This is a genomic window from Ensifer sp. Root31, assembly GCF_001424825.1.
Classification (GTDB): Bacteria; Pseudomonadota; Alphaproteobacteria; order Rhizobiales; family Rhizobiaceae; genus Ensifer; species Ensifer canadensis.
The window spans coordinates 473002-493634 of record NZ_LMCO01000066.1 but is presented as its reverse complement, the minus strand read 5'-3'; the positions used below and the strand labels follow the sequence as shown (position 1 = coordinate 493634).

Annotated in this window: 19 protein-coding genes; 9 read left to right on the top strand and 10 right to left on the bottom strand. The window is 63.0% G+C overall.

The genetic code is table 11. The features are described 5' to 3' along the window. Positions 1–4 precede the first annotated feature (4 nt). The 3 genes from ASD00_RS36665 to ASD00_RS36655 all read left to right on the top strand — a co-directional run bounded on the left by ASD00_RS36665 (position 5) and on the right by ASD00_RS36655 (position 1946). Positions 5–325, top strand: a complete 321-nt coding sequence (locus ASD00_RS36665) for an NIPSNAP family protein (protein WP_025426198.1) — start codon at positions 5–7, stop codon at positions 323–325. Between the two features lie 4 nt (positions 326–329). Continuing rightward, positions 330–677 carry an antibiotic biosynthesis monooxygenase gene (locus ASD00_RS36660; RefSeq protein ID WP_025426199.1) on the top strand — a complete coding sequence of 116 codons (348 nt, stop codon included), beginning with the start codon at positions 330–332 and terminating at the stop codon, positions 675–677. A gap of 138 nt (positions 678–815) precedes the next feature. Next, positions 816–1946: a site-specific DNA-methyltransferase gene (locus ASD00_RS36655; protein ID WP_025426200.1), complete on the top strand. Its 1131-nt coding sequence runs from the start codon at positions 816–818 to the stop codon at positions 1944–1946. Positions 1947–2105: 159 nt separating this feature from the next. On the opposite strand, the gene ASD00_RS36650 is transcribed toward ASD00_RS36655, so the two are convergent. Both ASD00_RS36650 and mutY read right to left on the bottom strand, forming a co-directional pair. Beyond that, on the bottom strand, positions 2106–2723 hold the full coding sequence (locus ASD00_RS36650; protein WP_038575950.1) for an HAD family phosphatase: 618 nt from the start codon (positions 2721–2723) through the stop codon (positions 2106–2108). Positions 2724–2768: 45 nt separating this feature from the next. Further along, entirely contained in the window at positions 2769–3860 is a 1092-nt protein-coding gene (mutY, locus tag ASD00_RS36645) for an A/G-specific adenine glycosylase (protein ID WP_025426201.1), read from the bottom strand. 93 nt (positions 3861–3953) lie between these two features. Here mutY and ASD00_RS36640 point away from each other — a divergent pair, with 93 nt between their 5' ends. The 3 genes from ASD00_RS36640 to smc all read left to right on the top strand — a co-directional run bounded on the left by ASD00_RS36640 (position 3954) and on the right by smc (position 8981). Beyond that, complete coding sequence (locus ASD00_RS36640) at positions 3954–4460, top strand: DUF721 domain-containing protein (RefSeq protein WP_025426202.1); 507 nt, start codon at positions 3954–3956, stop codon at positions 4458–4460. A 120-nt stretch (positions 4461–4580) separates the two neighbouring features. Beyond that, on the top strand, positions 4581–5417 hold the full coding sequence (locus tag ASD00_RS36635) for a DsbA family protein (protein WP_081788840.1): 837 nt from the start codon (positions 4581–4583) through the stop codon (positions 5415–5417). A gap of 102 nt (positions 5418–5519) precedes the next feature. Further along, positions 5520–8981: a chromosome segregation protein SMC gene (gene smc, locus ASD00_RS36630; protein ID WP_025426204.1), complete on the top strand. Its 3462-nt coding sequence runs from the start codon at positions 5520–5522 to the stop codon at positions 8979–8981. Positions 8982–8983: 2 nt separating this feature from the next. On the opposite strand, the gene ASD00_RS36625 is transcribed toward smc, so the two are convergent. Then, entirely contained in the window at positions 8984–10795 is a 1812-nt protein-coding gene (locus ASD00_RS36625; RefSeq protein ID WP_025426205.1) for a caspase family protein, read from the bottom strand. A 251-nt stretch (positions 10796–11046) separates the two neighbouring features. Further along, positions 11047–12096, bottom strand: a complete 1050-nt coding sequence (locus ASD00_RS36620) for an AraC family transcriptional regulator (protein WP_025426206.1) — start codon at positions 12094–12096, stop codon at positions 11047–11049. Positions 12097–12259: 163 nt separating this feature from the next. Between ASD00_RS36620 and ASD00_RS36615 the strand changes: the two genes are divergently transcribed. Continuing rightward, positions 12260–12970, top strand: a complete 711-nt coding sequence (locus ASD00_RS36615; protein WP_025426207.1) for a hypothetical protein — start codon at positions 12260–12262, stop codon at positions 12968–12970. A 137-nt stretch (positions 12971–13107) separates the two neighbouring features. Continuing rightward, on the top strand, positions 13108–15774 hold the full coding sequence (gene ppdK, locus ASD00_RS36610) for a pyruvate, phosphate dikinase (RefSeq protein ID WP_025426208.1): 2667 nt from the start codon (positions 13108–13110) through the stop codon (positions 15772–15774). A gap of 176 nt (positions 15775–15950) precedes the next feature. On the opposite strand, the gene ASD00_RS36605 is transcribed toward ppdK, so the two are convergent. Both ASD00_RS36605 and ASD00_RS36600 read right to left on the bottom strand, forming a co-directional pair. Further along, entirely contained in the window at positions 15951–16232 is a 282-nt protein-coding gene (locus ASD00_RS36605) for a hypothetical protein (RefSeq protein ID WP_025426209.1), read from the bottom strand. A gap of 350 nt (positions 16233–16582) precedes the next feature. Continuing rightward, a complete protein-coding gene (locus ASD00_RS36600; RefSeq protein ID WP_025426210.1) occupies positions 16583–16972 on the bottom strand; it encodes a hypothetical protein in 390 nt (129 codons plus the stop codon). 260 nt (positions 16973–17232) lie between these two features. Here ASD00_RS36600 and ASD00_RS36595 point away from each other — a divergent pair, with 260 nt between their 5' ends. Next, positions 17233–18141, top strand: a complete 909-nt coding sequence (locus tag ASD00_RS36595; protein ID WP_025426211.1) for a DUF1499 domain-containing protein — start codon at positions 17233–17235, stop codon at positions 18139–18141. A gap of 23 nt (positions 18142–18164) precedes the next feature. Here the strand turns inward: ASD00_RS36595 and ASD00_RS36590 are convergent, their stop codons facing one another. Genes ASD00_RS36590 through ASD00_RS36575 form a run of 4 tightly spaced genes read right to left on the bottom strand, consistent with a single transcriptional unit; the run spans position 18165 to position 20510 of the window. Further along, a complete protein-coding gene (locus tag ASD00_RS36590) occupies positions 18165–18797 on the bottom strand; it encodes a DUF4166 domain-containing protein (protein WP_057211504.1) in 633 nt (210 codons plus the stop codon). Between the two features lie 20 nt (positions 18798–18817). Further along, positions 18818–19270 (bottom strand): thiol-disulfide oxidoreductase DCC family protein, encoded by a 453-nt coding sequence (locus tag ASD00_RS36585; RefSeq protein ID WP_025426213.1) that lies wholly within the window; start codon positions 19268–19270, stop codon positions 18818–18820. Between the two features lie 2 nt (positions 19271–19272). Continuing rightward, positions 19273–20196 (bottom strand): MBL fold metallo-hydrolase, encoded by a 924-nt coding sequence (locus ASD00_RS36580; RefSeq protein WP_025426214.1) that lies wholly within the window; start codon positions 20194–20196, stop codon positions 19273–19275. 17 nt (positions 20197–20213) lie between these two features. Then, positions 20214–20510: a cupin domain-containing protein gene (locus tag ASD00_RS36575; protein WP_025426215.1), complete on the bottom strand. Its 297-nt coding sequence runs from the start codon at positions 20508–20510 to the stop codon at positions 20214–20216. Positions 20511–20633: the final 123 nt, after the last annotated feature.

The window sequence follows — 20633 nt, the reverse complement described above, 5'->3', positions numbered from 1 at the left end:
CAAGATGATCACCTGCTTCATCCGCTACGAAATCGACCCCTTCAAGAAGGAGGAATTCGCCGCCTATTCCCGCAACTGGGGTGAGGCGATCCCGCGCTGCGGCGCCGACCTGATCGGCTATTTCGGGCCGCACGAAGGTTCGGCGACAACCGCCTATGGCGTCTACAATATCGACAGCCTTGCTGCCTATGAGGCCTATCGCGCCCGGCTTGCCGCCGACCCTCTGGGCAGCGAGAACTACGCATTCGCGCGCAAAGAGCGTTTTATTCTGAAGGAGGATCGCATCTTCCTGAAAAACGTTTCGTCACCGGCTGGAAGGGACTGAGCTCATGATCACCGTTATCTTTGAAGTACTGCCGGCCGAGGGTCGTCGCGATACCTATCTCGGCATCGCCGCCGACCTGCGCCCGCTGCTGGACGGCATCGACGGGTTCATCTCGATCGAGCGCTTTCAAAGCCTTGCCGATCCGAACAAGGTCCTGTCGCTTTCGTTCTGGCGCGATGAGGCCGCCGTTAAGGAATGGCGCAACGGCGCCGAGCACCGCGCCGCCCAGGAGGCCGGCCGTCACGGCGTCTTTGCCGACTACCGTCTGCGCATCGCGTCAGTCGTTCGCGACTATGGCATGAACGAGCGGCATCAGGCGCCGGTCGACAGCCGCGCCTTCCACGAGGCTTGAGGGCCATCGGCATGCCAAGCGGTTGGCTATGCATCGCAATTACAAAATTTTTCCTGATGACCTTCAGGCTTTGGTAACCATCTTCGGTAACCATACGCTCCATAGTCCGTCCCGAGTAAGCGTATTTGCGAGTTGTCCATGTCATCAGTTGTTTCGCTTGCCGAAGTCTCCCGTTCCACCCGTCCGCTGGGCTGGCTCGATTCCATCATCAAGGGTGACTGCGTGGCAGCGCTCAATGCGCTTCCCGACAATTCGGTGGATGTCGTTTTCGCCGATCCGCCCTACAACCTGCAGCTTGGCGGCATGCTGACCCGCCCCGACCAGTCGGTCGTCGACGCCGTCGATGACGAGTGGGACCAGTTTGCTTCCTTCGAAGCCTATGACGCCTTCACCCGCGCCTGGCTGCTTGCCTGCCGTCGCGTGCTGAAGCCGACCGGAACGCTTTGGGTCATCGGCTCCTACCACAACATCTTCCGCGTCGGCGCCATCCTCCAGGACCTGCATTTCTGGATCCTCAACGACATCATCTGGCGCAAGACCAACCCGATGCCGAACTTCAAGGGCCGCCGGTTCCAGAACGCCCATGAAACGCTGATCTGGGCGACGCCGAACGCCAGCGCCAAGGGCTACACCTTCAACTACGATGCAATGAAGGCGGCCAATGACGACGTGCAGATGCGCTCCGATTGGCTGTTTCCGATCTGCTCGGGTCACGAGCGCCTCAAGGGCGACGATGGCAAGAAGGTGCACCCGACCCAGAAGCCGGAAGCGCTGCTTGCCCGCATCATGATGGCATCGACCAAGCCCGGCGACGTCATCCTCGATCCGTTCTTCGGCTCCGGCACCACCGGCGCCGTTGCCAAGCGCCTCGGCCGTCACTTCGTCGGTATCGAGCGCGAACAGGATTACATCGACGCGGCATCGGCGCGCATCGACGCCGTCGAGCCGCTCGGCAAGGCCATGCTTTCTGTGATGACCGGCAAGAAGGCCGAGCCGCGCGTGGCATTCAATACGCTGATCGAAAGCGGATTGATCAAGCCCGGCACCGTCCTGACCGACGCCAGGCGGCGTCATAGTGCCATCGTGCGCGCCGACGGCACGCTTGCCTCCGGTGGCGAGGCCGGCTCCATTCATCGCCTGGGCGCCAAGGTCCAGGGTCTGGATGCCTGCAATGGATGGACATTCTGGCACTTCGAAGATGGGAACATCCTGAAGCCCATCGACGAACTCAGAACCGTCATTCGAAATGACCTGGCAAAACTGAACTGATCAACCAGTTCCGCCAGGTCCTTCGAAAAGCCCTCTGCCCGGTTTTTGTACCTTCAGTCCCGGAAGGAGAGCTTTAAACGCCCGGAATCCGCAAGGTTTCCGGGCGTTTGTATGTTTCCCTCAACCTCGGGGACTTCCAGCTATTGGCGCGCTGCCATGTCAGCGCTGGATGCCATAGGCCGCGAGATCGGCCTTCAGCTTCTCCGGGTCGGTGAAATGCACCGCGTACCAGCCGGCGAGGCGCGCGCCCTCGACATTGGGCATGCTGTCGTCGATGAACAGTGTCGCTGGCGGATCGAGGTCGAAGTTGCGGGCATGAGTCTCGTAGATCGCCACATCCGGCTTGATCAGGCCGACATCGCCCGACACGGTGACGCCGCGCGGCAGGGTGAGGAACGGATAGAGCTGCAGCGCCTCGCGGAACGTATCGGAGGCGAAGTTGGTCAGCATCGTCACGTCGCGCCCCTCGGCGATCAGGTTCTCCATCAGGGAAACCGTTTCGACATAGGCGTGCGGGACCATCTCCTGCCAGTGCTTGCGGAAGGCGCGGATATGCTCTTCCCGTTCAGGGTGATCCTTGATCAGCAGAGCCTCGGCTTCTTCCCAGGAGCGGCCGCGGTCCTGCTCGATGTTCCAGTCGTGGGAGCAGACATTGGCGAAGAACCACTGCCGCTCGGCCTCGTCGGGAATGATGCGGCTGAAAGGCAGATTCGGGTCGTAGTGGATCAGCACCCTGCCGATGTCGAAGACGATGTGGCGGATTTCGATGCTGCTCATGAACCTGTTCCTCTTTACGAACTTTTACAGCGCCGCGCGTCTACGCTAGACGCGCTCGGCCTTGAAGGCATCTGGTATCGCCTGGGCGATCGCCTTCTTCATAACCGTCGGCAACGCCTGGGTTTTCAGCGAAGCGACCGGCTCCCACCAGCCGTCGTTTCCGGTCTCGGCGCGCGCGACATTGGCCCGGTAGACCGACAGGCGCAACTCGAAATGCGTAAACACATGGGTGATCGTGCCGCAGTCTTCCCAGGCCGCCGCAAAGGGCTGGGCCTCGACTGAAGTCTCGCCGTCTTGCCGCGCCGTCCACGCCGTGCCGGGCACTTCGGTCATGCCACCGAGTAGGCCGGTTTCGCTGCGCTTGCGCAGATAGACCGTGTCGCGGGCATCGATCGCCACGAAGGCGGCGCCGAGCCTCAGCGGCTTGTCCTTCTTCTTTGCCTTGCGCGGAAAAGTCTCGGGGTCGGAGACGGAAAGCGCCAGACAGTGTGGCCGGAAGGGACAGAGCGAACAGGCGGGGCGCTTCGGCGTGCAGATCGTCGCGCCGAGATCCATCATCGCCTGGGCGAAATCGCCGGGCCGGTCGGTGGGCGTCAAGGCCGCGACTTGGCTACGCATTTCCGGCTTGGCCGCCGGCAGCGGCGTTTCGATGGCATAGAGCCGCGAGATCACCCGCTCGACATTGCCGTCAAGTACGGCGCTCTGGCGGTTGAAGGCGATGGCGGCGACGGCGGCGGCCGTATAGTCGCCGATGCCGGGCAGGGCCTTCAGCCCTTCTTCCGTGTCCGGGAAACGGCCGCCATGATCGCGGGCGACGGCCTCGGCGCATTTCTTCAGGTTGCGCGCCCGTGCGTAGTAGCCGAGGCCGGCCCAGGCCTTCATCACGTCTTCATTGTCGGCGGCGGCGAGATTTTCGACCGCCGGCCACAAGGTCAGGAACTTCTCGAAATAGGCCTTCACCGCCTGCACGGTCGTCTGCTGCAGCATGACCTCCGACATCCAGATATGGTATGGGTTCGCGACCACGCCTTGCCGCGCCATCGACGGCGAGACCCGCCACGGAAGCTCGCGGTGGTGCCGGTCGTACCATTCAAGAAGAAGCGGAGCGGCCTTCGCCGCCGTGATCGTATTTGCCATGATTTGCCGGAAGTTCCTTTTCCGGCCTATACTTGGAGAAGGCGAGCCGGCGCATCAAGGCTCAATCGACATTGCATACAGAAAGTCGCGTTCGTGAGTGAACAGAAGTCCCGCAGGGGTGTGGTCCAGATCAGCGAGGTCGCCAACGGCCTGATCGATCCGGTGCTCGCCAAGCGCGCCGGCATCAACACCATGCTGCTCGGCTCCTGGGACGAGATCGCCGGCGCGGACTTTGCCGACTGCACCCGGCCGGAAAAGATCGCCTGGCCGCGACGCGCCTCGGAGATTGCCGGCGAGGGCGGCCATCAGCCCGGCGTGCTCACCGTTGCCTGCGAGGGCGCGCGTGCGCTTTTCCTCACCCATGCACAGGGCGAGCTGATCCAGCGTATCAACGGCTTCTTCGGCTTTTATGCCATCGGCCAGCTGCGGATCGTGCAAAAGCCGGTATCGCCGCCGCCAAAACGCAATCGCAAGCCAAGCCCGCTTTCCGGCGAACCGGCCCGCAAACTCGAAACCATGGTCGAGGGTATCGAGAGCGAAGAGCTGAAGGCGGCGCTGCGACGGCTCGGGACCGCAGTCATGTCTCCACGCCGGCGTTAGGCCAGCACCATCAGGCGGTCACAATTCTTTGAATTCTGTTGAAACGCTGCCCCTTGCCGCCCCGCGCGCGGCAAGATATCGAATCCGCACTGCAATTCCCTCCGAACACGGGTAAAATTCATGTCCGCTTCCGCAATGAACCTTTCGAAACGCCTGCTCAGCGGTGTTGCCATCGCGACCGTCGCTCTTGTGCTTGCCGCCTGCAGCGACGAGAAGAAGGAGCAGGCTTCGGCGACCCCGACCGAAACCACGGAAACGGCCGCCAAGGCCGACGCCAAGCCGGCCGACGCGATGACGACCGCTTCGACGACGGCTGCTCCGACAACGACCGCGCAAGCCAAGCCCGCCGGCACCGAAGTTGCCCAGTCGACCGCCGCTCCGGCAAAGGTCGAGCTGCCGAGCTCGGAAGGCTCCGTCGACATGGCCAAGCTGCTCGAGCCCGGAGCGCTGCCGGAAATGGCGGTCGGCGATGCCAACGCCCCGGTAACGATCGTCGAATACATGTCGATGACCTGCCCGCATTGCGCCGCCTTCCACAACAACACCTTCGAAGCGATCAAGACGAAGTACATCGACAGCGGCAAGGTTCGTTTCGTCCTGCGCGAATTCCCGTTCGATCCGCGCGCTGCTGCCGCCTTCATGCTGGCGCGCTGCGCCCCAGAGGGCCAGTATTTCCCGATGATCTCGATGCTGTTCAAGCAGCAGCAGCAGTGGGCTGCCGCTCAGAATGGTCGCGACGCATTGCTGCAGATGTCCAAACTTGCCGGTTTTACACAGGAGAGCTTCGAGTCCTGCTTGACGAACCAAAAACTTCTGGATGATGTGAACGCAGTTATGCAGCGGGGCGCAAAGGACTTTGGCGTACAATCGACGCCGACCTTCTTCGTCAATGGAGAGCACTATTCTGGGGATATGTCGGTTGACGTCATGTCGGCCCTCATCGACAGCAAGCTCTGATCCTTCGCTTTTCCTGAAAACGGGCGACGGCAGCAGCCGTGCGCCCGTTTTTCATGCCCTGGGGCCGGGTGAAGAGGGGCGTTCCGCGCCAGCGTTTGCCGCATGAAGTTCAACAAGCTTCGCCTGCTTGGCTTCAAATCCTTCGTCGAACCCAGCGAATTCATCATCGAGCGCGGTCTGACCGGCATCGTCGGCCCGAACGGCTGCGGCAAGTCGAACCTTGTCGAGGCATTGCGCTGGGTTATGGGGGAGAACTCCTACAAGAACATGCGCGCGTCCGGTATGGACGATGTGATCTTCTCGGGCTCCGGCAATCGCCCGGCGCGCAACACCGCCGAAGTCGGCCTCTACCTCGACAACAGCGATCGCACCGCGCCTGCCGCCTTCAACGACAGCGACGAAATCCAGGTGACGCGCCGCATCGAGCGCGAACAGGGCTCGGTCTACAGGATCAACGGCAAGGAAGCGCGCGCCAAGGATGTGCAGCTGCTGTTTGCCGACGCGTCCACCGGCGCTCGCTCGCCGTCGATGGTCGGCCAGGGCCGCATCGGCGAGCTGATTGCGGCAAAGCCGCAGGCCAGGCGCCAGCTTCTGGAAGAGGCGGCCGGTATTTCCGGCCTGCACTCGCGCCGGCATGAGGCCGAGCTGCGGCTGAAAGCCGCCGAAACCAACCTCGAGCGCCTTGATGACGTCACCTCTCAGCTCGAAAGCCAGATCGAGAGCCTGAAACGGCAGGCGCGCCAGGCCAGTCGCTTCAAGATGCTCTCTGCCGATATCCGCAAGCACGAGGCGATCCTGTTCCACATCCGCTGGGTTCAGGCCAAGGAAGCCGAAGCCGAGGCGACCAGCCAACTCAACCAGGTGACGGCACTCGTCGCCGAAAAGGCGCAGGCCCAGATGCAGGCCGCCAAGGATCAGGCGATTTCCAGCCTGAAACTGCCGGAGCTGCGCGAGAGCGAGGCGAAATTGGCGGCCGCACTGCAGCGGCTGCAGATCGCCCGTTCGCAGCTTGAGGAGGATGCTGGCCGTATCCTGCGCCGTCGCGACGAGCTGCAGCGTCGCCTGGCCCAGCTTGCCGAGGATATCGCCCGCGAGGAACGCCTGGTTGCCGACAATGCCGGTATTCTCGCTCGCCTCGACGAAGAAGATGAAGAACTGCGCGAACTGCTCGCCGAGGCGGACGACCGGGCAAGCGAAGCCCGGGAACGGCTCGAGGAAGCGAACGAAAAGCTCTCCATGAGCGAAGCAGATCTCAGCCGGCTGACGGCCGAGCGTGCCGAGGCACAGGCCGGTCGCAACCAGCTTGAGCGGGCGCTGCGCGATCTCTCGGAGCGGCAGGCTCGGTTGGCGCGCCAGCTCTCCGACCAGGCCCGCGATCTTGACGAACTCGACCGGCAGATGTCGACGCTGCCCGACCCGCACGAAAAACAGGGCCAGGTCGAAGTGGCCGAGGCCGCCCTAGAAGAGGCCGAGGCGACTGTCGCAGCCATCGAAGAGACCCTCGCCGAAACCCGCCGCGCCGAGGCCGACGCCCGCCCGCCAGTCGATCGGGCGCGGGCCATCCTGAACGGCATCGAGACCGAGGCGCGCACGATCCGTCGCATGCTCGAAGCGGCCGGTGGTGGCGACTATCCGGCTGTTGTCGAGGAGATGAAGGTCGACCGCGGCTTCGAGACGGCGCTTGGCGCAGCGCTTGGCGATGATCTCGATTCGCCGCTCGATAGCGCAGCACCGGCCCATTGGCGTACACCGGGCGATCATTCCGGCGATGCCGCCTTGCCGCAAGGGGCGCGCTCACTCATCGAGCACGTTCGCGCGCCACAGGCATTGACGCGTGCCTTGAGCCAGGTCGGCATTGTCGACAGCGAGGCAGAGGCCGAGCGGCTGATGCCGCTGTTGAAACCCGGCCAGAGCCTGGTGACGAAGCAGGGCTCGGTTTGGCGGTGGGATGGCCACGTGACCGGTTCCGAAGCGCCAAGTGCTGCAGCACTAAGGCTGGCCCAGAAGAACCGCCTTGCTGAACTCGATACTGAGGCGGACGACGCCGGCGAGTCGCTCCGCCGTGCCGAGGCTGATCTTGCCGCTGCCGGCTCGCGCATCCGCGCCGAGGATGAACGGCTGAGGCTTGCGCGCGACGCCCAGCGCATGATCACGCGCCAGCTCGGCGAAGCGCGCGATGCGCTGGCCGCTGCCGAGCGCGCATCCGGCGATCTCTCGCGTCGCCGCGCGGTTGTTGCCGAAACCAAGAGCCAGCTTGAAAGCCAGCTTGAAGAGGTCGCCGAGCAGATCGAGACCGCCAACGACGCGCTTGCCGATGCGCCCGACCTTTCAGAACTTGAGCTGAAATTGCGCACGCAAACGGCAGATGTCGCCGCCGACCGGGCAGCGGTTGCCGAAAGGCGTGCGGCCCATGACGGACTTGCGCGCGAAAACGAGGCGCGCCAGCGCCGGATCACTGCGATATCAGGCGAACGCCAGACCTGGAAAGCACGGGCGGCAAGCGCCGAAGAACATATAGCCACCCTCAGGGATCGCGAGGCGGAAGCGCGCGACGAGGTCGAGGAGCTGATGGATGCGCCCGACGAGTTCGAGGACAAGCGGCGCGCGCTGATGAACGAATTGCAGAAGGCCGAGGCTTCACGTCGCGAGGCCGCCGATATCCTGGCCGAGGCCGAGGGTCGCCAGCGCGAGGCAGACCGCATGGCCGCAACCGCGCTTTCGGAGTTGGCAGAATCGCGCGAAAAGCGCGGCCGCGCCGAGGAGCGGCTGGTATCCGGCCGCGAGCGCCGGGTCGAGATCGAGGCACGCATCCAGGAGGCGCTCTCCTGTGCTCCGCATGAGGTTATGCGGCTGACCGGGCTTGCCGTCGACGAGGCGCTGCCGGACATGCGCAATGTCGAGCGCGAGCTGGAACGGCTGAAGATCGAGCGGGAGCGTCTTGGCGCCGTCAACCTTCGGGCCGAAGAAGAACAGAAGGAGCTCTCCGAGCGGCTCGCTCTGCTTCTGAAGGAACGCGACGACGTCATCGAAGCGATCCGCAAGCTGCGCAGCGCCATCCAGAACCTCAACCGTGAGGGTCGCGAGCGGCTGATCGTCGCCTTCGACGTGGTCAACGCCCAGTTCCAACGGCTTTTCACCCATCTCTTCGGTGGCGGCACGGCCGAGCTGCAATTGATCGAGAGCGACGACCCGCTTGAAGCCGGCCTTGAAATCCTTGCCCGTCCGCCGGGCAAGAAGCCGCAGACCATGACGCTGCTGTCGGGCGGTGAACAGGCGCTGACGGCAATGGCGTTGATCTTCGCCGTCTTCCTCACCAATCCGGCGCCGATCTGCGTTCTTGACGAAGTCGACGCGCCGCTCGACGACCACAATGTCGAGCGCTACTGCAACCTGATGGACGAGATGGCGGCATCGACCGAAACCCGCTTCGTCATCATCACCCACAACCCGATCACCATGGCCCGCATGAACCGCCTGTTCGGCGTCACCATGGCGGAGCAGGGCGTGTCGCAGCTTGTTTCCGTCGACCTGCAGACGGCAGAGCGGCTGAGGGAAGTGGTGTAACTCTACTCGAACTCAAGCAGGAAGCTCCCGGTCGCGTCTTGCGGACCCATGTCGTCCCAAGTCGTTACCCGCAGCGATTTAAGATCGGCTCTGCCTTCGCGGTGAGCATAATACATGCCAACATCGTCGCCCTTCTTGTGCTCGTTCGGCATGTTGGCAAACCATTTCGAGTACGTCAGCGGCTCGCCGTCGTCCCAGCCCCATCCGCCGCGCGGCTCTCTGCCCTGGGACGCTTGAACGAGACCGATCCACGGACCCATCTTGTAGCTGACGCCGCCATTCGGATCGTATCCGGTGTTGAAGAAGTTCTCGTCGCTGTTGAAGAGTGAGGCGACGAACTCGTTCTCTGCGTCCGAAGTGATTGTAGCGAGATGTGCGCCGCAACTCTTGGCCCAATATTGTGCGACTGAGGCAGGGACATAGAGGTATCGCACGACGACGTAAAGATGCCCCTGGAAGGCACCATAGACAGTGTCGTAGCGAGGTAGGCATTCAACTGCCCTCAGAACCCGCCCGTCGGTCTCCAGCCCTCTCAAATCATCGATCTTGTATTCGCGGGCCTTGGTGGCGCTGTAGACGCCGTCGATATCCTGCGAAACGGCGATGCCAAGTGCCTTGGCGGTGCGTTCGCTGATAAAGCCGTTGCTCGGCTGCTGGTTCCGGCTTTGGTACTGCCGGATGGCAGTGCGGGTCTGCTCGCCGAAGACGCCGTCGGCCGTGCCGATCTCAAGCCCCGTCGCCGCGAGCGCCAGCTGCACGCTCCTCCGCGCTTCCTTGCTCGGAAGCAACCGGCTCTCGATCGTCTGCGGCGTTGAATTTTGACCCCGCGCTGTCGCCGGGTCGATCTGCGCCAATGCCTGCCTACCAAGTTCGGCATATTCGCCTGTGCGATGCTTGGCGACGAAGAAGCGCCAGATGCGCGGCGTACCGACACGAAGCGCCTTTTTGAAATCGGCTTCGGCTTCAAGCTCTGCCGGATCGACGGCAGTCGAGGGGGCCGTCTGCGTCGATGCCGCCGTCGGTGTTTCCGGCCCGAAGTAGAATTCCAGCGACAGGGACGAAAGGATCTGCGGTGATTGTTTGCCGCCCGTGTCCTTGCGCACATCGCGAACCACGCGCTTGAAGGCGGTGCCAACCTCAAGCCCGGGGCCGGAGAGGTTGGCGATCAGGGCGCGGGTAAAGGGTGAATGCCCGTCGGTGCCGTCGGCAGCGACCTGTCCCGGGGCGGCCGCAAAGGCGACCAGTGTACCGGCACCTTGCGTTTCGATCGGTGCAAGTCCGCGGGTGGCGCCGCCACGCGTGGCGCCATCGACGTCGACATTCAGTTTGTTGGCGAGCGGATTGTTGCGACAGGCGTCGAGGAACACCAGGGATATCCGGGCGCGTTTTTCGAGTGCATTGATGATCTCGGACAGCGCCACGGTTTCCGCCGGCACGTCGAACTCGCTTTCGAGCCTGGCATCCGTGCCGATCAGAAAATTCTCGCCATGGAGCTGCATGCCGTGGCCGGCAAAATAGAACAGTGCAATATCCTGCGGCCCGATCTTGCGGGCGAAGCGCGAGAGCGCCTCGGCAAAGCTCTTGCGGTCTGCATTCAGCACGAGGTCCGCTTCAAAGCCTTTGCTCTGCAGGAAGCCGCTGAAGGCTTCGGCGTCGCGGGTCGCGTTCGGCAAGCTTCCGGCGATCGCGTAGTTACTCATGCCAACGATCAGAGCCAGCCGCTTGCCGCCATTGTCGCCGAACACTGGGCTCGCAGCAAACAACAAAAGCAGAAATGACAGCATCGAAAAGCGCAGTTTCGCACGACATTTCATGACCTGCCTCCAAGCCCACAGGACTGAAACGGATCGCCATGACGGGATATTCGCCGATGTGCCCCTCATCGCTTCGTAATATTAGATATTTATGATGGATGCTGCAATGTGCAGTCCTGGGCCGATTGCGTCAGCGCCACGCGGTAAACTACAGCGCCGCGCGTCTTGTTAGACGCGCAAAGGTCGCTGCAGCACCTTGGATTGCTGCATGTTTTGAATCGAATACGATTTAAGGAAACGTGCAGTAGGCTCTATGCCGCTTCGCGAAATTCGGGCACGCGCTGCTCTTCGCGCCACGAAGAAGGGCTCTGGCCGGTGACGCGCAGGAACTCGCGGTTGAAGTTCGATTTCGTCAGGAAGCCGGCCTCGAAGGCGATCTGCGTGATTGCCTCGTCGGTCGCCGAAAGCAGCCGGCAGGCTTCCTCCACCCGGTAGTTGTTGACATATTGCGAGACGCTGATGCCGTGGATCCGGTTGATGGCATTGGAAATCCGCCGGGCCGGCACGCCGAGCTTGCGGGCGATCCGCGAGAGGTTGAGCTCGAGATCCTTGTAGAGCGCTTTCCTGCGCATCAGGTCGTCGATGCTTCGCACGATCTCGGCATCTTCTTCAGTCGCAGTGCGCTCTTGCGGCAAAGGCGCTGCGTCCCCCCGTCCGCTGTCTGTCGATGTGTCGAAGCTGGCGATCGAGGCGGCGGTGCCGAGAATGAGCAGGGCGAGTACGTTGCCTGCCGCAACGATCGCGCCGGAATAGGCACCTCCATTGCGCAGCTGGTCGAAGCCGATGGCGACGTCGCTAAGCGCTGAGGCGATCAGCGCCCACCCGGTGAACTTGAGCGATCGGTATGAGCGAAGCACGCCGTCGAGCCGCGAGGCGACCAGTGCGTTCGGGCCCCGCCGCGCAAGCCAGAGCAAGGCAAACCCGTAGCCGAGAAAGAACAGGGTGATCGCCGTGCCGACCGCATCGCGCCAGGCAAACATCATGACCCCGACGATGAGCGGGGGCAGGAGGTGCCAGGCGATTTGCCCCAGGCGTGGCGGACCATCGCTCGCAAGGCTGCTGAAGCAAACCCATGCCAGCGCCGCGTTGAACGTCGCAAGCATCGCCTGTGCCAAGAGGATGGTACGGATTTCGTAGCCCCATCGGATGCCGATCAGCACGGATTGCAGTGCATAAGCGCACACGAGCAGCAGGAACAGGCGTTGCTCGAAGGTCATGGCCTCGCCGCGCTGCCAAAACATCCGGACAATCACGATCATCAGCAGCAGGGAAACGACGAAGGGGAGCGGTACAAACAGCATGAGCGGAAGAATTCTTCGGGAGGGAGGTGGGCGGATGGCAGGATGATGCCCTTGATTGCGTTCAGGGTCGACCCGAAACGCGATCAAGGTCGCGACTGCGTTCGATTTCAGGCGAGCTATTCCGGTCCGGCGATGGTGCCAGACCGCACGAATGGAGCGTCAAATGTTGATCGGACCGCCAGCAATGGTTCTCGCCCCCATCCTTCTCCTCGCCCTGGCGAGCAATGCCGAGACATCGGCGAGGGACATCGATATCACCGGCGTCACGGCGATCGTCGCCACCGGCGACGCAAGCGCAATCGAACTCACCAGCGATGAGACTTTGCCCTTCAGCGCCTCGGTCGAGAGCAGGCGGTCCGGCTGGTTTGCCCCCTTCTATTCCAGCTGGTTCTACAGCGATTGCGTATCGGAGACCCGTATGCGCGTCGAAGGTTCGACCCTTTACATCGTTGTGGCAGCGCCCTCCTGGCCGGAATTGGAGGAGTGCAGGACCGCATTTCGCGCCAACCTGAAAAAGGGAGCGTCAATCTCTGTGGAGCAACCGGCGTTCCAAGCCGCGCTTGAGGGGGAGTTTTCGAGTGTGGCGCTCAAGGGCAAGGCAGCTGATGTTTCGATCGAGGGGCACGTCGGACAGGTGAGGCTCGATGTCGACGCCCTGCGGGCGCGGCTGATCTATGAGAAGACCTCGCAGTCCGAGACCGTGGAGATCTCCGGCAAGGCACTCGACATTCACCTCGGATTCGATGCGGCAAGTTTCATTGATTATCGGGTGATGGCGACGGCCTCCTGGGTCGACAGTTCGCGAACGGCGATCCCCGGCGCCAGGCCTCTGATTTGCATCAAGGGGGAGATGGTGCGCGCGACGATCCGCTGAGCCTCGAAGTCCGCCGCAGTGCGTTCGACAGTCGGAAAAATGATGCAATGCAGCATAAATCTTCGGCGGGTGCATTTCCAGGCTGAAGCATATACTGTAAATCGTCATAAAAGACTGTTTTTGGGTGGAGAGCAGGCATGATGAAATGGGTTTACACCTTCGGTGGGGGCAAGGCCGAAGGGCGTGCGGGTGATCGTGACAGGCTGGGCGGCAAGGGTGCAAACCTTGCGGAAATGTGCAGTCTGGGCCTGCCGGTGCCGCCGGGGCTGACCATCATCACCGATGCCTGCAACAGCTATTTCGACAATAGCCGCGAAATACCCGAGGGCCTGCACGACCAGGTCCGCGAAGGCATTCGCCGGATGGAGGAAGTCACCGGCCGGGTTTTTGGCGACACCAACCGTCCGCTGCTGCTTTCCGTGCGTTCCGGCGCCCGCGCCTCGATGCCGGGGATGATGGACACTGTCCTCAATCTCGGCCTCAACGATCAGTCCGTGCATGCGCTCGGTCACGACGCCGGCGATGCGCGGTTTGCCTGGGACAGCTACCGCCGCTTCATACAGATGTATGGCGACGTCGTCATGGGCGTCGACCACGATATCTTCGAGGAGATCCTTGAAGACGAGAAGGCCCGCCTCGGCCACGAGCAGGATACCGAACTTTCCGCGGTCGAATGGCAACATGTCATCACACGCTACAAGGACGCGATCGAGGAAACGCTCGGCGAGCCGTTTCCGCAGGATCCGGAAATCCAGCTCTGGGGCGCCATCGGCGCCGTGTTCTCCAGCTGGATGAACCCGCGCGCCATCACCTACCGCCATCTGCACAGCATCCCGGCGGCCTGGGGCACCGCGGTCAACGTCCAGGCGATGGTTTTCGGCAATCTCGGCAATTCGTCGGCGACCGGCGTTGCGTTTACCCGCAACCCCTCGACCGGAGAGAACGAGCTTTACGGCGAGTTCCTCGTCAATGCCCAGGGCGAAGACGTGGTTGCCGGCATCCGCACGCCGCAAAACATCACCGAGGCGGCCCGCATTGCGTCCGGCTCCGACAAGCCATCGCTTGAAAAGCTGATGCCGGAGGCCTTTGCCGAGTTCCGCACGATCTGCGACAAGCTCGAGCGGCATTATCGCGACATGCAGGACCTCGAATTCACCATCGAGCGCGGCACGCTCTGGATGCTGCAGACGCGCTCCGGCAAGCGGACGGCCAAGGCCGCCCTGAAGATCGCCGTCGACATGGCGGACGAGGGGCTGATCTCGAAGAACGAAGCGGTCGCCCGCATCGATCCGGCTTCGCTCGATCAGTTGCTGCATCCGACGATCGATCCGCACGCGCGCCGCGATATCATCGGCTCCGGCCTTCCGGCTTCGCCGGGGGCTGCAACCGGCGAAATGGTCTTCACCTCGGAAGAGGCCGTCCAGGCCGACAAGGAAGGCCGCAAGGTCATCCTCGTGCGCATCGAAACCAGTCCGGAAGACATTCACGGCATGCACGCCGCCGAAGGCATTCTGACCACGCGCGGCGGCATGACCAGTCACGCCGCGGTGGTTGCGCGCGGCATGGGCACCCCTTGCGTTTCCGGTGCGGGCGGCATCCGCGTCGATCTGCGCAACGAATTGCTGATCACGCCGAGCGTGACGCTGAAGAAGGGCGACATCATCACCATCGACGGCTCGTCCGGCCAAGTGCTGAAGGGCGCGATCGCCATGCTCCAGCCGGAGCTTTCGGGCGATTTTGGAAAGATCATGGCCTGGGCGGACGCCAGCCGCCGCATGACCGTGCGCACAAACGCCGAAACGCCGGCCGACGCGCGCGCCGCCCGCTCTTTTGGTGCCGAGGGCATCGGCCTTTGCCGTACCGAGCACATGTTCTTCGAGGATGGCCGCATCAATGTCATGCGCGAGATGATCCTGGCGGAAGACGAAGCCGGGCGGCGGCTGGCGCTCGCCAAGCTGCTGCCGATGCAGCGTTCGGACTTCGTCGAACTCTTTTCCATCATGCACGGGCTGCCGGTGACAATCCGTCTGCTCGACCCGCCGCTGCACGAATTTCTGCCGAAGACGGATGAGGAAATCGCTGATGTTGCCGGTGTTTTGTCACTGGATCCGTCAGCCCTGCGTCAGCGCGTCGACCAGCTGCACGAGTTCAACCCGATGCTCGGCCATCGTGGCTGCCGTCTGGCCATCTCCTATCCGGAGATCGCCGAGATGCAGGCTCGCGCCATCTTCGAGGCGGCGGTCGAAGCCGCGCGCGAAACCGGCGCTGCCGTCGTGCCTGAGATCATGGTGCCGCTCGTCGGCCTGCGCGCCGAACTCGACTACGTCAAGGAGCGCATCGATGCGGTGGCAAAGGCGGTGATCGGCGAAGCCGGCATCGACATCGACTATCTCGTCGGCACCATGATCGAGCTGCCGCGCGCGGCACTTCGCGCCCATGTGATTGCGGAAGCCGCCGACTTCTTCTCGTTTGGCACCAACGACTTGACCCAGACGACATTCGGCATTTCACGCGACGACGCCTCGCAGTTCCTGGCGACCTATCAGCAGAAGGGCATCATCGAGCAGGATCCCTTCGTCTCGCTCGATTTCGACGGTGTCGGCGAACTGATCCAGATCGCCACGGAGCGCGGACGCCGGACCAAGAACGGCCTCAAGCTCGGCATCTGCGGCGAACATGGCGGCGATCCGGCCTCGATCCGCTTTTGCGAAGAAGCGGGCCTCGACTATGTCTCCTGTTCGCCCTTCCGCGTGCCGATAGCCCGGCTCGCCGCCGCACAGGCGGCGATCAACGGCAAGGCGTGAGGCGGCATCGATACCGGCCATAACCTCAACGCCCCGGTCAAGGGTGCCCGGGGCGACTGCATGTTTCCTTAAATCCTATTCGATTTAAGGACAAAAACATGCAGTAATTCAAAGTGCTACAGCGACCTTTGCGCGTCTATCAAGACGCGCGGCGCTGTAGGCATCTCGTTTCAGAGCTACTTAGACTGCACGATAACCGGGCGTGCAATGACGACCGGCCGGTTCCAACCCCACATCATCACATCATTGTCATAGCGGTAGCTGCGCCGCTCGGCGCGGCGGTCGAGCTCGATGCGTTGCAGGCAGGTGGCGAATGCATCGGTGCCGCGCCGAAAGCCGTAGGAGGCGCAGGTGTTGCCGTCGGCGGCGCGCCGCTCTTCCGGCGTCATCGTCTGGCAGGCCGCAAGCAAGAGCCCGATGGCGGCAAGGGTCAGCAGTTTGGTCTTCATCGTATTCATGCCTCCTGAGCGGATGCAGATCGGCTCGGCGAAAGACCGGCTTTGCTTGTGCCCGAACCTCAGCTTTTGTCAGAAGGCTGTTGGGTACACCGGTCGCTCAGGTCTTTACCGCCGCCTGCAGGACAGAGCTCTGCCGCATGGCGGGCCGTCGTGTCCACCCTGATTTTTTCGGGTATGGCTGTAAAGATCGGTAGGGTGGATCGTGCAATCGAGGGCCGAGGCTTCGGCGCAGCTACAAGCCAAGGGCAGAAACGCACAACACGGATTTTGCATTCACGATTCGATCGCATGAAGACATGATGGGGCAGCCGTTGGGCGACCGTCAATCCGTTTTCGGCAAGTCCGGATGGTCACATGCGCTCAAGCACGCCAACAAAGGATTCGGCAAAGCTTTTCAGATCCTGGGTGTTCTCGCCGGGGTGCTCGAGCCGGATCGTCGAGCCCTCTTCTTCGAGGCAGACAAACAGGATTGGCGACGCGTCGCCCTCGGTCCCGCCGAGCCGAAGGACCGCGATGCTCAGGCAATCGTCGACCAGGCCGGAAGCGGGCAAGGCAAAGAGAAACTCGCCGCCGACGTTGTCGGCAACCGTGCGGATGAAGGCGGTGAAATCGTCCTTGCTTCCGGAGAAACCGTCGAGCGAAAGCTCCAGCTCCAGCAGCGCCATGGGAATGCGGGCGTCAGCCGGCGGAGGCGGTGCTGCGTGGGTGGCTGTTGCCACGGCTGCTTGCGATGCGACCATGATGTCTCTCCATCTTGCCGTGCCGGATGCGTTCCCAGCGTCGGCCCTTGCCCCCCGATTGACGATTCGCGACGACTTTTGCCGGCGTACGGGCATATTTCCAGTTTCTGATAGGTGGTTAACGAGAATGGCGATTTTGCGGCAAGTGGCTGCAGGCGCGCGGCCCAGGTCTCCAGCCGCATCCTATTGCCTGTTTTCACGGCCCCGGCCATGGTCTAAGAATGCTGGTCTGTTTCGATGCAGGGGATTGATTCCGTTATATGATGGTCCGGTACGAGCGCCCCTATTCCTATGCCGCCCACTGGGCGCGCCGCTTTGCCCGCATAGCCTTTGCGATCTTCGCGCTGTCCCTGCTGGCGCACCGGTTCGGCCCGTTGACGACGCCGCATTTCCTTGGATTGGTCGGGCTCTCCGGTGCTTTTGCACTGCTCGGCGTCCTGCTTGCCGTAGTCGGGCTCGCGCGGCTTTGGCAGGTGGCCGCGATCGGTGGCATCGCCTCCGCCTCGGCCCTTGTCTATGCGGCGCCCACGCTCGGTTTCATCGGTTTCGGCATCGCGCAGTACCTGACCCGGCCGGCGATCTATGATGTCAGCACCGACACAGTGACGCCGCCGCCTTGGCTGAAGGTGCCGCAGACGGAGGAAAGCTGGCTGAAGCGCAATCCGGCTGTGACGCCCGAGGACCGCGAAGCGCAGATTATCGCCTATCCCGGCCTGACCGGACGACGATACGACGGTGCGCTCGACCGCGTTTTCCAAGGTGTGCGCAATGTCGTCGAGAAAACGCGCGTCGGCGTCACGCAGGAACTCGGCGTCGAAAACGCCCGCGCCGATCTCGAGGATCTGGCGGTGCGGCCGAATGCCGGGGCGGACGCCGCCGCCGAGCCGGAGAACATACCCGTGCCGGAATCCCGACCGGAGCTGGCTTTGGAGGGCGCCCTTCCAGGGCGGCGTTCCAGTGACGTCGTGCTTCAGGGAGAATGGCGGACGCTGATTGCCGGCTTTCGTTTCGATGTGCTGATCCGCCTGCGCGAAGAAGCGGAAACGACGTTCGTCGACCTGCGCGTCGCGTCTCGCTACGGCCAGCACGACCTCGGCATCGGCGCCGCCTTCGCCGACCAGTTCCTGCGGGCGCTCGATGCGGAGCTGCTCGGCATCGCCGGCGATTGATCCGCAGAATACCGGCAGACGCTTCAGTCCTGCATGAGGGCGTCGTGGCCACCAGATCCATGAGGCAGCTTTTGGTCTCGCACGTTTGCGATCGGCGATGGTGCCTCGTCGTCCGCCTTGAGCCAGCCGCGATAGCGCACAATCAAGCCGGTCAATGGGCTTTCGACCTCGACGTGGAAGTGGAACAGGCCATCGCGATCTTCCTCGAACGTCCGGCCACCTGGCGCCAGCAACGCTGGAAGCGGGAGGCCGAGGAAGGACCAGCCGCGAACCCTGAGATGCAGGCGGTTTCCCACAGGCTCCAAGGCGCACAGGATCCGGAACGGCCCGAAACCCTCGGCAAGCAATCGTTCCTTCCGGTTCTCGGCTTTTTGCTGGGAGCTGCGCAAAACCTTCTCTCCAAACCGCCGCGTCCAGATCTCGCGACCATTGGCGCACTCGAAACGGATCTCGACCGGCACATTCTCGCCGGCCACGGGAAAGCCGAAGACAGAGGCGGTGAGGCGGCCCCATGACCCCTTGCCACGCTCGATGGTCGCACGCCCCCTGAAAATGGCTTGCCCATCCGACGTCTCATGCAGAGTGCGGATCGCCGTGGGCAAGCGATCCCATTCAGCGCCGAGAACTCGTCGGTAGAGGCTTTGCTGACGGACCATGCCACTTTCCGCTGCGTCCTTCACGCGATGAAACGCCCGCGCTCGTCGGCGGTCGGAACCATGCAGGTCTGGCGGCGCCCGGCGATGCGGTAGCGGTTCCTTGCAACGAGATCGTAGAGCGGATCGCGAAGGGCAGCAGGCAAAATGCGGCAGATATTCACCAGCGACCATGGCAGGCCCAATCCTGCAAGCGTGCGAATCGATCCGTCCGATTTGAAGCGCGCAATACCGTTCTCGATCAGGATGTTGCTTTCATAGTTCTCTGTATCGAGGCCATAGTGCCGGTAGAGCGCCTGGCCGAGCGGCGATTGCGCCGTCAGGTAACGATAGCGCGCTTGCCGGTCATGGCGCAGCATGAAGCGCACCCAGCCCGAGCAGAAGATGCATTCGCCGTCAAAGACGATCACCGGCCGATCGTCGGGAAAGCGCGGCACCGACGGGTCCTCGCGGTAGCTGTGCGCTTGCCGCCGCATCCTCAGCCAGCCCCTCCCGGCGCCAGGCGATAGTCGCCGAAAAGGGACGGCGGTCCATCGGTCTCAACACGTCCCTGTTCGACCAGGTCTTCAAGATGCGCCAGCACGGAGAGGGCTGCTGCGCCATGCAGTCGTGTGTCGGTGGAGGCATAGATCACCTTGACCATGTCGGGGATCTTGCCGTCGCCGGCGCGGACGCGCTCAAGCACGGCGCGCTCACGCATGCGCCGGTGGGCGCGCAGGCCCCTGAGGAATGAAGCCGGCTCGATGACAGGCCCGCCGTGGCCGGGCAGATAGAGCCGGTCGTCACGCATCAGCAGCTTTTCCAGCGAGGCCATGTAGTCTGCCATGGCGCCATCCGGCGGTGCGACGATCGTCGTCGCCCAGGCCATGACGTGGTCTGCGGAAAAGACCGTGCCGGTGCCGTCGAGCGCAAATGCCATGTGGTTGGCGGTGTGGCCGGGGGTGGCGAGCCCCGTCAGCGCCCAGCCGTCGCCTTCGATCCGTCCGCCATCGGCAAGGATGATGTCGGGCGAGAAGTCCATATCGGAACTCTCGGCGAAGGGGTTGATCTCGCCTTCATGCAAAGGTCTGGCGGCACGGTGAGGCCCTTCGCCGACGATTGCCGCGCCCGTCGCGGCCTTCAGTCGCCGCGCCAGCGGCGAGTGGTCGCGGTGGGTGTGGCTGACGGCGATGTGGGTCACCTCGCGGCCCCTAAGCGCCGACATCAACGCCTGAAAATGCGCTTCGTCCTCCGGGCCCGGATCGATCACCGCCACCGAGCGATTACCGACGATATAGCTGTTGGTGCCGTGAAAGGTGAAAGGGCCGGGATTGTTGACGGTGATGCGCTGCACGCCGTCGGCAACGGTCACGGCCTCGCCATGTGCCGGCTTGAAGTCGAGATCGAAGTCGGGGCCCTGCATGCGTCGTTTCCTGGCCTTCACTTGTATTCGATCTCGATGAAGGACATCGGTTCGCTGCCGGCATTGACGACGTTGTGCGCCATGCCGGCCTCGCGCCGGTAGGCCGCTCCCTTGGCGATATCCACCCGGCGGCTGCCGCCTTCCTCCTCCAGCAGGAACCGGCAATCGGTCATCGGCACGACGACATAACCGAGACCGTGGACATGATGGCCGGTATCGGCACCGGGTTCGAAGTCCCACCTAGTAATGCGCACGACCGCGTCATCGACAAGAATGCTGGGCACGGCGGGCGGACGGGCGCGAAACTGGCTCATTGGGGTCTCCATTCGCGCCGGAGAATAGGAGGTGACGGTCGGGAAGGGAAGGGCGGTGCGGCATCGGGCACTGGCGTTTCGCCGAGGGCGAAGTGTATGCTGGCGAACAAAGCCCAACAAAAC

Coding starts and splice junctions, on each gene's coding strand:
- ASD00_RS36605 (WP_025426209.1), bottom strand. CDS start 16,232: ATGAATACGATGAAGACCAAACTGCTGACCCTTGCCGCCATCGGGCTC.
- ASD00_RS36585 (WP_025426213.1), bottom strand. CDS start 19,270: ATGCGGCGGCAAGCGCACAGCTACCGCGAGGACCCGTCGGTGCCGCGC.
- ASD00_RS36655 (WP_025426200.1), top strand. CDS start 816: ATGTCATCAGTTGTTTCGCTTGCCGAAGTCTCCCGTTCCACCCGTCCG.
- ASD00_RS36580 (WP_025426214.1), bottom strand. CDS start 20,196: ATGCAGGGCCCCGACTTCGATCTCGACTTCAAGCCGGCACATGGCGAG.
- ASD00_RS36600 (WP_025426210.1), bottom strand. CDS start 16,972: ATGGTCGCATCGCAAGCAGCCGTGGCAACAGCCACCCACGCAGCACCG.
- ASD00_RS36635 (WP_081788840.1), top strand. CDS start 4,581: ATGTCCGCTTCCGCAATGAACCTTTCGAAACGCCTGCTCAGCGGTGTT.
- ASD00_RS36595 (WP_025426211.1), top strand. CDS start 17,233: ATGATGGTCCGGTACGAGCGCCCCTATTCCTATGCCGCCCACTGGGCG.
- ASD00_RS36590 (WP_057211504.1), bottom strand. CDS start 18,797: ATGGTCCGTCAGCAAAGCCTCTACCGACGAGTTCTCGGCGCTGAATGG.
- ppdK (WP_025426208.1), top strand. CDS start 13,108: ATGATGAAATGGGTTTACACCTTCGGTGGGGGCAAGGCCGAAGGGCGT.
- ASD00_RS36625 (WP_025426205.1), bottom strand. CDS start 10,795: ATGAAATGTCGTGCGAAACTGCGCTTTTCGATGCTGTCATTTCTGCTT.
- ASD00_RS36665 (WP_025426198.1), top strand. CDS start 5: ATGATCACCTGCTTCATCCGCTACGAAATCGACCCCTTCAAGAAGGAG.
- ASD00_RS36660 (WP_025426199.1), top strand. CDS start 330: ATGATCACCGTTATCTTTGAAGTACTGCCGGCCGAGGGTCGTCGCGAT.
- ASD00_RS36620 (WP_025426206.1), bottom strand. CDS start 12,096: ATGCTGTTTGTACCGCTCCCCTTCGTCGTTTCCCTGCTGCTGATGATC.
- ASD00_RS36575 (WP_025426215.1), bottom strand. CDS start 20,510: ATGAGCCAGTTTCGCGCCCGTCCGCCCGCCGTGCCCAGCATTCTTGTC.
- smc (WP_025426204.1), top strand. CDS start 5,520: ATGAAGTTCAACAAGCTTCGCCTGCTTGGCTTCAAATCCTTCGTCGAA.
- mutY (WP_025426201.1), bottom strand. CDS start 3,860: ATGGCAAATACGATCACGGCGGCGAAGGCCGCTCCGCTTCTTCTTGAA.
- ASD00_RS36615 (WP_025426207.1), top strand. CDS start 12,260: ATGTTGATCGGACCGCCAGCAATGGTTCTCGCCCCCATCCTTCTCCTC.
- ASD00_RS36650 (WP_038575950.1), bottom strand. CDS start 2,723: ATGAGCAGCATCGAAATCCGCCACATCGTCTTCGACATCGGCAGGGTG.